Below are 12070 nucleotides of genomic sequence, written 5' to 3'. Positions count from 1 at the left end.
AGTTAGTCCTGATCTATCTCCGTATAGATCTGGTGGTCAGATTCGCTTTCCTCATACGCAGTTAGCGACGGATAAGATTCGTCATCCAAGTGAACCCGCGGGAGTACGTGATTAGTCAATAAGCGGACGTAAACAGATATTGTAGAATTTGAATAGATACGTACCAAGGAGTCACGAGACATACCAATTGTTAACTCATCATCGGAAGCAAGATCTTGTGTTTGGAACATGTGGTTTTTAAGCTGCCCTCTTCTGCGGTGTCGCTTGTAGTCTTCCTCATTTTCAAATCCTTCGCCTCGCATCTCAACGGTGCTAAACGTATTCTCTGGGTAGTCTGAAATGATCGTGTCCATCAGTTCTGCATTTAGCTCTTCACGGATGTCCTGCAGATCATTCGGCATAATTCGCGTTCCGTTGATTGCTGAGCCGATCTCATCATATTCAGATTTCAAGACAGCTGCAGCAGATTCGGCCGAAGAGCGACTACCCATGATAATCAGATAGAATATCCCATCAAACTCGAAGATCAATAGCTTTGCCTCTATATTATCAAGCATTAGAATCTCTTCACCACGATAGGTGACAGTTTTACTACTGTCAATGCTAATATGTCCAAGAAGCAATTCAAAACCGTTTGACTGAACTAGTTCTGCTCGCTCAATATTAGTCACACTCACGATCTCGTTGTCTTGTTTGAATACATCGGGAACAAAGACTCCGCTATCTTCTCCAAATTGTTCCGAAATGTCTTTCTTAAAAATCCGACCATCAAGGTGGTCCCGTAAATTTTCAATATCTAAGGTGTATCCAGTAGGTAAGTTCAACCAATATATCTTTCCGCTGTACTGATCTTCGTCTGTGAGAATCCCACTTTCAGTATTTGCGTTCGATGACATAGATGGACTCATATTAGAGTCAGTGCTCTTATTGAACTAATTTACGTTCTGAAAACACTTCAATATCAGGAGAGCGGAGTGAAAGTGGAAATACAACCGATATTATTTCAATTGGATTCTCTATCGTCAGACAGAAATAAAACGGAAATTAGATATCGAGTTCTTCCAATTCTTCGGCGGTAAGGTCTCCCCCAAGATATTGTTCTCCTTTAGTTGTGATGGTATAGAGGCCGTCGTCTACTCTTTTCACGAGTTCTGCCTGCAAAAGTATTGAAAGCCGCTCACTAACATAGTGACGAGAATAATCCGTGTTGACAGCAAGAATACGGGGCGATAACATCAAATCCGAATCTTCGAGGGTTTCGAGGAGACGGTCATCAGCTTGAGTCATCCACGAAACCCTCGGCCGTCGCATAGCAGGTGGTTACACGTTGATTCCATAGTTCCTCCGGAGGTCTCCGGGCTGAATGACATTCAATACTCTGTAGCTTAACGAACGTTAGTCTTTAAGTGAGGTGGGTTCAACAGTCGGAGCAAGAGCGTCACACCGGGCTGCCGGGCGTAGTTCCCGCGAGAATGAGTCGGTGGCCGACGACCCTACCCGTCGGCCGGGGTGCCGCTCTTTCGAGCGAACACATGACCATCAGAGATGCACGCCGCCGTAAGACAGGTGGCACGACGGACCGCCCGAAACCCCGTTTCACTTTCACCGGCGAAATCGCCGATTTTGCCGGGACGGGGCTCGAATCACGCTACTTTCACTTTCACTGTGCGTCCGTGGATTACCCCTTTTGCCTCCCGGAATTTCAGTCTCGCTCGGCTATGTTGGCTGACGAGAAGAAGACCGTCCGGATTGAAGACGAGAACGATCGTTGGCGATTCACCTGTCCCCGCGGCCACCGCGACTGGGAGCCCACCAATCACCACTTCTGGTGTGCGACCTGCGCCCGCGCTGAGGGTGTGGATGGAGTGTTTCACGAACTACTCGACCAGCGGACCGACGAACTCTACGCACGCGACGAAGTGCAGCTGCTGACGCCCGTCGGACCCTACGACCGAGATCTCGACTACCGGGAGAACAAAGCATGAGCGACGACGATCTGATTTCGATCCCGCCTGAAGAGGCTGTGGACCTCCATCTGGATAGTCTGGAGGAAGCGGCTGCGGACTGGACAGAGACGAGCCACCGGAGCCACCTCCGGGCGTGGGTGGAGTGGTGCCGAGAAGAGGGTGGTATCGACTCGATGGACGAGGTAACCGGCCGGGACATCTACGAGTTCCGGCGGTGGCGCCGAAACGGCGGCTACTCCCGTGGTGAGGACGAGATAGCGGCCCGGACTATCCACACGGCCCTCTCGACTCTCCGGGCCTTCTTGCGGACGTGCGCGTCTATCGAGGCTGTCCCCGAAGACCTGTTCGAGAAGGTCCAGCTACCGACCCTGAGTCGGAACGAACAGGTTTCCGACTCGTGGCTCCCGCCCGAACGCGTCCCGCCGATCCTCGACTATCTGAGTAGCTACGAGTACGCGAGTCGGGACCACGTTATCTGGGTCCTGGTGTGGCACACCGGCGCTCGACTCGGCGCGGTCCGTGCGCTCGACCTGGGCGACGTGGATCTCGACAGCGACGAGCCCGGGCTGAAGTACCGGCACCGGCCGGAGACCGAAACCCCGCTCAAGAACAACGAACAGGGGGAGCGGTACAACCGCATCAGCCGGCGCGTCGCGCGAGTCCTGGAAGACTACATCGACGGCCCACGTGTGGAAGTCACCGACGACCACGGCCGGACCCCGCTCGTGACGACGGAGCACGGGCGTCTCTCACCCACGTGTATCCGGAACGCGTTCTACCGGTGGACTCGACCGTGTAAGGTCGGCGAGGGTTGCCCACACGACGAGGACCCGGACACCTGCGAGTACGCCCGTCACACCGGGATGAGTTCCTGCCCGTCCGCTCGCTCGACCCACGACGTGCGGAAGGGCCGGGTGACGAAGTACCGGAACGACGGCGTGCCGCGTGGGGTGGTCGCGGACCGCCTCGACTGTTCTGAAGAGATCCTCGACAAGCACTACGACCGAGCGAACGAACGCGAGAAAGCAGACCGCCGATGGGAGTTCATCAACGATGAGTAACACCCAACTTGGATCCAGAGTGGTGCCGAATATTGGGTCACCGAAGACCTGCAGCGCCCATTCGTTTTCCGAACGGTTAACATTCGCCCGACAGCGCAGCGTCCCTCTTAAAGAAGACGCCGAATGCGAATTTGATTTCGTTCGAATTTCGAAAGGGGGTCGCCGCCATCACGCGATTCGCTAAGATTTAGATGGCAGCGAACGGGCATAACGGTTGGGATTCTCTAGCAACCACTCGATCGGTACATTACTTTCACTCCGCCGTGACTACCTTTAACACTCCTGTAGAATACGACATAATTATCGCATACATGCGGCAGACTAAGTCAGTAGTAGATCTGTGTTTGAGCGTCGTGGCGGCAACCACCGAGGAGTTCTGAAATAATGCGTTTAGCACACGCAGCTGACATCCACCTCGGTCGCCGACAGTACGGACTCAAGCAGCGGGAAACAGACGCCAGCCTCAGCTTCCAGCATTTCCTCTCGCAGGCCCGCGAGCAGGACACCGACGCGATACTCATCCCTGGCGACCTGTTTGACTCTCGGGATATTCGTCCGCAGACGCTTCAGGAGACCGAAGAACTGTTGGAGGGCGTTGAACAGCCCGTTATCGTCTCGCCAGGGAATCACGACGAAAACATGAGCCGCAGGCGAGATCTAACGTGGCTGGAGTACCTGAACAACAAGGGCCTGCTGACGCTTCTGTCGGCGGAGCTATCCGGCGAACTAGCGACCTTCGCGCCGACCGACGCGACCGATCCGCGGCAGGGCGGAGGTGGATACGTGGACCTCGAACGCGACGACAAGGTTATCCGCTGTTTCGGGCTTCAGTATCGGGGCGCGTACATCGAACGAGACCTTCCCAACGTCGCGGAGGGCATCCAGGCCGTGAACCATAGTGAAGGAGAGCCGGACCAGACGATTCTCCTCGCTCACTTCGGCGTTGACGACGCAGTCCCCGACTTAGGCGCGAACGTCGCGCGCGCGGTCCTTACGGACATTGAGGAGCCCGTCGATTACATCGCTCTCGGCCACATCCACAAACAATTCGAGAGCGGGCGGATGGCTCGTAACCCGGGCAGCCTCGAAGCCTTCAACATTCAAGAAGGACGCTGGGACGACAGCCACGGGTACTACATTTATGAGACGGATTCTGGCGTCGCCGAACATCACCTCTCCAAGCGCCGCCCCTACCACACGCTAAACTTCGACGTTTCGGGGTATCGCACGTTCGAAGATCTCCGTGCTGACTTCGAGACCGAACTGGAAAACGCACGGCCGGAAGTTGAGGAGGTCGGTAAACGCGACATCCACCTCGACGGTCGGGGGAACCGCCGGGAGCCGATAGTCAATGTTCGCTTCGAAGGCACGCTCCTACTCGACCACACCACATTCGACGTTGAGGTCCTCACTGGCCTCGCCGAAGAGGAACTCGACGCACTGTACGTTCAACCGACGAATCACACGGAGCGGAAGGCGGTTCAGGAACTGCTCGGCGACCTCGAACGCGACGAGGCGTTCAATCCGGACGGGACCGTCAACACGGACGCTCTCCAGGAGCGCGTGTTCACGACTATCGCCGGGGAGTCCAGATACAGCAGCGAGGCAGAGTCTGTCGCAGAAACGTTAGATCAGGTGGAGGGGTTAGTCAACGAGGACGAACAGAGCGTCGGGGAGGTTGCGGACTACCTCCGGCAGCGGCGTCGGGAACTCTTCCCAGAAGGACCAGGAGCGAGAGACGAGCAGGGGGAAGCAGACGGAGCGACGAACGAGGTGAACTCTGAATGAGCATCGGTATCGACCAGGTCACGCTGGAGAAATTCAAGAGCTACGGCGAGGAGACGACGATAGAGTTGGGGAACGGAGTGACGGCTATTCTCGGCGATAATGGCTCGGGGAAAAGTACCATTCAGGAGGCAGTTGGCTACGCACTCTTCGATACTCACCCCTTCCGAAATCAGGAGCGGTTGATCCGCGACGGCGAGAGTTCCGGACACGTTGAAGTCACGTTCACCAACCGGGTCACTGGGGAGACGTATACGGTCCGACGCTGGGCAGGTCGGTCGAAGTACGACGTACTGGACGAGAACGGCGACAATCTGGGGCTAGATACCAACAGCGACGTCAAGGACTGGATCTGCAACCAGCTGGGGATCGACAATCCAGACGACCTGTCCGAAGCGTGGGAGCGAAGCGTGGGCGTGCCGCAGACGGACTTCCTCTCAGACTTCACGAAGACGGAGACCGAACGGATCGATACGTTCGACCCTCTCTTCGACATCGAACGGTACCGAGAGGCATACAAGTCGCTGAGTGGGTTGGAAGAGGAGTTCGAGGACGAAATCGACGAACTCGAAGAGAAGATAACGCGACTCGAGGCAAAGCTGGAAGACCTCCCCGAAGTGCAGGCCGATGTAGAGGAACAAGAGGAGGCCGTCGAAGAACTGGGGCAGGAACTCCAGTCGCTCAACGAAGAGATCGAAGAACTCGACGAGGAAGAAGAGGAGTTGGAAGATCTGAAGGATAGGCTCCGGGACGTCAAGAGGGACCTGAAGTCCCTCGAAGAGACAAAAATCCCCGCGCAGGGGGATGCTCTCGAAAAGGCGAAGGAACGACGTGAGGACGCGAAAGAAGCGAAGGAGATCATTGAGGATGTCGAGGGGGACTACCAGCGCCACGAGAACGCACAGGACCGAATCGACGAACTCGAGGAGGAACGTGACGAGCGCAACCAGCTAAATGATCAGCGTTCCGATGTCGGGGGCCAAATCGACCGTCTGAAAGACCAGATCAGTCGCCACAAGGGGGACTTACGAGAAGCACGGGAGGCACGGGAGACGGTCAAGGAATTGGAACCCAAGAAAGAGCGGCACGAATCGCTTGAGGAGCGGATCAGCGACCTCGAAGACGACGAGGAGCGTATCGAGGAGATCGAAGAGCGGGTCGAGGAAATCGACGACGAGATAGAGGAACTAGACGAGGAAGCCGACGGGATCGAAGCGGAGATAGAAGACGCGGAGGCGCAGCGCGAGGAAGCCGAACAACTGTCTGACCTTCAGGAGGAACGGCAAGAGCTCCTCGCTCGAAAGCAGACACTGAAGAACGAAAAGAACGATCTCCGCGATCAGAACCAGGAACTCCGGGAACTCGACTTGGAGGTGGAGTCGGAAGTGTCCTGCCCGACGTGTGACCGGCCGGTCACTCCTGATCACCGCGAGAAGGTAATCGAGCGAAACGAGGGGCGTATCGAGGAAATCACCGAGGAAGAACTCCCCGACCTAGAGGACGAAATCGAGCAGATAGAGGACAAAATCGAGTCCGCACAGGTCGCCAAGGATGTGGTCGAACAAATCCCGCGGTTGGAAGACAAACTCGACGATGTCGAAGGAGCGATTGATGATCTCCGTGAGGAGAAACAACAGCTCCGAGACGAGCAGGAAGAACTTGAAGATGAAGTCGCAGCACTGCCGGAGAAGCAAGCAGAACTGGATGACCTCGAAGGCGTCGTCGATGACTACCATACGGCGAAGGCCACGGTCGAAAGCGCGGACGACGTCTCAGAGGAACTCCGTGACACTCGGAACGAACTGGGTGAGAAACGCGTCGAGTACCGCGAGCTTCAGGAAGAACTCGCGGAGTACGAGGGGCTCGATGACGAAATCGACCGCCTAAAGGACGTTATAGACGAGACAGAGGACGCCCACACGAAGTACGTCAAAAACGAGGACGAAGCAGCGAAGCTCCCCGACCGACGGCAGGAAGTCGAAGACGAACAGGAGGAGTTGGAGGGGCTGAAATCGGAACGCGACGACGTCGAGGATCGCGTTGAGTCGCTTCAGGACGAGTTCGACGCTGAACGGCTCAACGAGGTTCAGGAAGAGCTTGGTGAGCTGAACACGCAACACGCCAAGACAGAGCAGAAACTCGACGACGCGAGGGACGACCTCGAAGAGGCTCGGGAAGAGATCCATGAACTCGAGGAAAAGCAGGAGCGCAAGCAGGACCTCGAAGACGGAGTCACCGAGTTAGAGCGCGATCAGGAGTTCGCTCGCTGGGCGCGGAACAGCCTCCAGCAGGGTGCCGAAGACCTGCGCGACCTCATCACCAGCGAGATCGGTGACCGCGCGAACGCCATCTTCCAGCAGCTCCGCGGGAACCCGACGGAGACGCTCGTCTGGGACAAGACGTACAACCTGCGTGTTCGCGTCCGCGGCCAGAACAAGCCCTTCGACACACTCTCCGGTGGAGAGAAGATGGCTGCGGCCCTGTCCGTCCGGCTCGCCATCCTCGAACAGTTAGCCTCTGTCGGTGTAGCGTTCCTCGACGAGCCCACCGCCAACCTCGACCAGCAGAAGAAGCAGAATCTCGTGAACCAGCTGGACGATCTCGATCAGCTCAACCAGCTTATGGTCGTCAGTCACGACCGGACGTTCGAGTCGATGACTGAGCGGACGATCGAACTCGAAAAGGACGAAGACCGGGAGGTGACGCGGGTGGTGTCGGAGTAATGCCGTTCCACCCCGAAGCAGTTCTCGACGGCCTCCGCAATCACGCGACGGAAATCCGGGAGTTCGCCGAGGACGAGGAGGAGACCGTCGAGCGCTACAGGGAAGCGTTACGTGACGCACTCAACGAGTACAGTGCGAACCCGCTCCGGACAGAACTCGGGCCGGATCGATATCCGGGCGCCCTACCGACTGACGAGTGGGACGAAACCGAGTCCCCCGTTGTCCACTTCGACGAGTCCGCCGCCTGGGACAACCACGAAGCGGTGAACGAATACGCGAAGGACGTCCTGGAAGGCGTGACGACGATCGCCGCTGACGGATCCGAACTTGGGCCAACGGACGAATTCACGGTCCCGCTCGGGCTCGTACAGGTTGGGTGGAACGCGAACCACCACCACGAGGACGGCGACTACGAGGAAGGACTCAACGCTCGCATCCTCGGGCCAGAGGCCGTTACTCAGGAATCGGACGAGGAAGACGGCATCAGATATACTGACGGACGGGCACCCGGGCACGAACGCTACCGCGACGAAGGACGGACTGTCATCGACTGCATCGAGGAGTTCGCCGACCTCGATCCGCCGCCAGTCGTCATCTACGACGGACCGCTCGTTCCCACCTTCGCCAACACGTACTCGCCGGAGGTACGGGACAGCTACTATCGGCGAACGATGTCCCGAGTGTTAGCTGCGAGCGAGCACCATGGAGTCCCTGTCGTCGGCTATTCGGCCGGCAGCAGTCGAACGAACATTGCCAAGCTGCTTCGTCGAACGTACCGCGACAGGCTGGGCGATGAGCCGTTCGTCGCGGACGCCCGCATCCTCGAAGGCTGCACGAACAATTGGGGCGACCGCTCGCAGGTCTTCGTCCACCGGCAGGACGGGACCATCGACGATATGGAATGCAGTTACCGCGGTGAGGAGTACGAGTTCGCCACCGACGTGCTGTTCGGCTACCTCGACATTCCAGATGGGGACGCGATGGACTACCTCGAGTTCCCCGGATGGGTGCTCCGTGAAGATCTCATCGAGTACGTGTTCGATGTCGTCCGCGCGGAGGCTGGCGTCGGGCGCGGCTACCCGGAGATCGTCCAGCAGGCAGACGCGAACGCCGTGCTGGATGCTGGTGCGAAGCGGCGGTTCCTCGCCCTCGTCCAAAACTTCGCCGAAGAAGAGGGGCTACCGATCGAATGGAACGCCAAGAACCTGAGCAAAGAACGACGTCGCCGATGAACAGCCAACCCGACCGCGTCACCCGAAACCCATCACCATGACACAGAACGAATCACCCTCGGAAGACCCGGCACTCGCGGAGAGCGATCTCACGCTCGGCACGGTCGCAGAATCGCACTCTCAAATGGACTACGTCGTCGAAGTGTACCGAGAGCGCGAGCGCGAGCGACCACCGGAGAAGCAGGACTACGAATTCGGCCAGCCGGTATACAGCACCACCACGGTCCGAGGGGACGAGCACGCTGTCGTCGGCGTCGTCTACGACTCCCAACTCGTCGATCCGGACCAAGGACGTGAGGGGCCCCGCCTCTCGAACCCCGACCAGGAGATGTTCGTCCCGGGATACGTGGATGAGAAGCGAACGCTGCTCGGTGTCGCGTTCCTCGGATTCGCACGTCTCACGCCGCACTCGGACGGCGACGGCTACGAACTCGCTGATGTCGAACAAGAGATGCCGCGGTGGACGCTCGACATCGACGACTCGGTATCGAAGCTCTCGACCGAGGGATTCCGCCAGTTCCACTTCCCCGACGGCTCGCTTCGCGTGCAGTACTACGATCGCCTCATCTCTACGGCCGACCTGTTCGGAGCCGAGGTAACCCTCTCGCTGCTCGATCGCCTCCGGAACGAAACGTCCGCGGACGAGAACATGCTGGACGTCATCGAGCAGAAGGTCCGCTGGGAAGCGAATTCAGATCGGGGGGTCGTGCGATGAGCGACGACATACCATCGCCGCCCACGAGTCGGGACGTCGCCGCCGCGTCGGACACCGTCGTGGGAACCGTCGAGAAGCCAGGGGACTCCGCCGACGAATTCCAGTTCATCGTCCCGAACGAGATCGACGTCCGGACGGGCGAGTTCGTCGTCTACGACACCGTCGTCGAAGGCGACCAGCGCGACGTCCTCGCTCGTGTGACGAACACCGAGCAGGAGCGGGGTCTGCCCGGGGACTTCCTCGCGGATCCCGCCGTCGAGCCGGACGAGATAGCTGGTGCGCTCGGCGTTCCGAGCGGCGACATCGAAATCGACCGCGTGACCGCCCGGACTGTCGGGTACTTCGACGAGGACTTGGAGACGTTCACGAACCCTCGTTCCCTTCCCGACCCCGGATCGAGAGTCTATCTCGCGGACGACGAGTTCCTCGAGGCGGTCCTGCCGAACGCGGACTGGCAGAGCGAGAGCGGACTCGCGCACGTCGGGTGGCTGCTCAACCGCCCGGCCGGAGACGCGAACGCCTTCCTCCCGATCGACGATTTTTCGTCGACGCATCTCGCCATCCTCGCTTCCACAGGCAGCGGGAAGTCGTACACGGCCAGCGTCATCATCGAGGAGATGATGCGCCCGCAGTCGCGGGCGGCGATGCTCGTCTTCGACCCGCACGGCGAGTACGATACGCTCCCGGACATGCGGAAAGACGAGCACGCGTCGGTATTCCGTGAGGGCAAGTACACGCCTGAAGTCAACATCGTTCAGCCGGACGAGATCAACATCGCCATTCCCGACCTCAACTACGGCGACCTGCTCGCCCTGCTCGACGGGCCGAGCAACCGGATGAAGTACGTGCTCCACGACGCCTGGCGGAACCTCCAGGAGGAGAGCAACGACATCAGCGCCCACGATATCGTCACTGAGTGTTACAACGTCGATGGCGAGGACAGCGACACGGCGAGCGCGCTCGAATGGCGCCTCCAGCGGGCACTCGGCCGGGACTTGTTCGTGCGTGCCGCCCGGGAGGAGTTGACTGACCTCGTCGCGCCGGGGCAGGTCACCGTACTCAAGTTGAATCGGCTGTCGGAAGAGGACCAGCAGATGCTCGCCGCCGCGCTCCTCCGGAAGCTCTACGAGGCCCGCGAGCGGGCGATGCGCGGCGACGATGATCGACTCGACTTCCCGCTGTTCACGCTCCTCGAGGAGGGGCATCGCTTCGCGCCCGACGGGAACGCCCGATCGCTCGGTATCCTGCGGACGATCCTCTCCGAAGGTCGGAAGTTCGGGTTCGGCGTCGGCATCATCTCGCAGCGCCCGTCCAAACTCGACGCCGACGTGCTGTCGCAGTGCGGCACGCAGGTCATCATGCAAATCCAGAACCCGAACGACCAGCAGGCTATTCGGCAATCCGTAGAGAGTGCCGGCGAGGACGTCCTCGATGAACTTCCGGGGTTAACGCCAGGGCAGGCCGTCATCGCGGGCGACGCGATGAACACGCCCGTGCTGGCTCGCATTCGGAAACGCCACACTCGACACGGAGCCGAGAGCCTCGCTGCAACTCAGGAGTGGCGTGACAGCTGGGAGGAGCACCGAGAGGAACGGGAGCGTGGGGTTACGGACGCCTACGACGACGGAGAGGAAGTCGATGACACGCCGCTCTAAACGCGGAATGAGATCGTTGCTCTGGTGTCCGGACGCCGGCTGACTGAACCGGATGTAATCACTCGCGCTCGGGGACATTGTCAGTGGCGTCCGGGAATTCGCACTGTCCTCTGAGCGGACAGCCATCGCAACCGGGCGAGCGCGCCGTACACACTTCGGCGGCAAAGTCCAACATCGCATGGAGGAAGTCACTGCTTCGCCCTGCGGGAACGATGGCGTCCGTAATCTTCTCGACCGAATCCGATTCCGATTCAAGGTCGAAAAAACGCGAAACGAGCCGTTGAACGTTCGTATCCACTGCCGACGCGTCCTCGTCGAATGCGTGGACCATGACTGAGCGTGCGGTGTAGTCCCCCACTCCCTGTAGATCCAGGAGATCGTTTCGTCGTTGCGGCACTTCACCTCCGTGTCGATTCAACAGCTGACCGGAGCAACGCTCGAGGTAATCCGCCCGCTTCGTGAGGCCGAGCGGAGCAATCAGGTCAGCGAGGTCGTCCGATGCGGCCGCGGCGATGCATTCAGGGGTGGGATACAGTGCGACGAGGGGAACGTATCCCGCCGCGACGGCTGATGCGGTGGTGCGCTGGAGGAGCACCTCTGCGACCAGTATCTCGAATGATGTGCGATCGTATTCACGCCAGGGGAGATCGTGTCGTCCGTTTTCCTGATGCCAGTCGAGAAGCGTAGAGATGAACGATCGACAGGATCTCAGAGTCATACGACCTTCTGCCGCGCTATGTTTGAAATATGTACGTAGGGCCGGACCGAGACTGAAACTGTCAAGGCCGATCTGCTCCGGGTGGATAGCTTCCGAGCAAAGCACCGACATCGTTCCCGAGCCACAGAGCAATCAGATGAGGAACAACGACGAAAACGACGATCAAATCCATACAGATAATGACGACAACGGCGAGCGGAGTGCTCAATCCGCT

At 58.8% G+C, this 12070-nt stretch carries 10 protein-coding genes; 7 read left to right on the top strand and 3 right to left on the bottom strand.

What is annotated here, in order from left to right:
* Positions 1-2: 2 nt before the first annotated feature.
* Together AB2U09_RS07490 and AB2U09_RS07485 are read right to left on the bottom strand one after the other, a co-directional pair.
* Complete coding sequence (locus tag AB2U09_RS07490; RefSeq protein WP_459192083.1) at positions 3-908, bottom strand: hypothetical protein; 906 nt, start codon at positions 906-908, stop codon at positions 3-5.
* Positions 909-1044: 136 nt separating this feature from the next.
* Positions 1045-1311, bottom strand: a complete 267-nt coding sequence (locus AB2U09_RS07485) for a winged helix-turn-helix domain-containing protein (protein ID WP_510172075.1) — start codon at positions 1309-1311, stop codon at positions 1045-1047.
* 407 nt (positions 1312-1718) lie between these two features.
* Between AB2U09_RS07485 and AB2U09_RS07480 the strand changes: the two genes are divergently transcribed.
* The 7 genes from AB2U09_RS07480 (at position 1719) to AB2U09_RS07450 (ending at position 11138) form a co-directional block, all read left to right on the top strand.
* Positions 1719-1985, top strand: a complete 267-nt coding sequence (locus AB2U09_RS07480) for a hypothetical protein (RefSeq protein ID WP_459192081.1) — start codon at positions 1719-1721, stop codon at positions 1983-1985.
* A complete protein-coding gene (locus AB2U09_RS07475) occupies positions 1982-3028 on the top strand; it encodes a tyrosine-type recombinase/integrase (protein ID WP_459192080.1) in 1047 nt (348 codons plus the stop codon). Before AB2U09_RS07480 ends, AB2U09_RS07475 begins: the two co-directional genes overlap by 4 nt.
* A gap of 384 nt (positions 3029-3412) precedes the next feature.
* Positions 3413-4816: a metallophosphoesterase family protein gene (locus AB2U09_RS07470; RefSeq protein WP_459192079.1), complete on the top strand. Its 1404-nt coding sequence runs from the start codon at positions 3413-3415 to the stop codon at positions 4814-4816.
* Positions 4813-7536 (top strand): AAA family ATPase, encoded by a 2724-nt coding sequence (locus tag AB2U09_RS07465; protein ID WP_459192078.1) that lies wholly within the window; start codon positions 4813-4815, stop codon positions 7534-7536. Before AB2U09_RS07470 ends, AB2U09_RS07465 begins: the two co-directional genes overlap by 4 nt.
* Positions 7536-8768, top strand: coding sequence for a DNA double-strand break repair nuclease NurA (locus AB2U09_RS07460; RefSeq protein WP_459192077.1), 1233 nt, complete (start codon positions 7536-7538; stop codon positions 8766-8768). The genes AB2U09_RS07465 and AB2U09_RS07460 overlap by 1 nt, the downstream gene beginning before the upstream one ends.
* Positions 8769-8805: 37 nt before the next feature.
* The gene (locus AB2U09_RS07455) at positions 8806-9483 is read left to right on the top strand and encodes a DUF8166 family protein (protein ID WP_459192076.1); all 678 of its coding nucleotides are present in this window, start codon (positions 8806-8808) and stop codon (positions 9481-9483) included.
* Positions 9480-11138 carry a helicase HerA domain-containing protein gene (locus AB2U09_RS07450; RefSeq protein WP_459192075.1) on the top strand — a complete coding sequence of 553 codons (1659 nt, stop codon included), beginning with the start codon at positions 9480-9482 and terminating at the stop codon, positions 11136-11138. The genes AB2U09_RS07455 and AB2U09_RS07450 overlap by 4 nt, the downstream gene beginning before the upstream one ends.
* 58 nt (positions 11139-11196) lie before the next feature.
* Here AB2U09_RS07450 and AB2U09_RS07445 read toward each other — a convergent pair whose 3' ends face one another.
* A complete protein-coding gene (locus AB2U09_RS07445) occupies positions 11197-11856 on the bottom strand; it encodes an HhH-GPD family protein (RefSeq protein WP_459192074.1) in 660 nt (219 codons plus the stop codon).
* Positions 11857-12070: the final 214 nt, after the last annotated feature.

The organism is Halosimplex yunnanense (assembly GCF_054504345.1).
The sequence above is the reverse complement of the archived record's forward strand: the minus strand, read 5'-3'. Positions and strand labels throughout refer to the sequence as shown.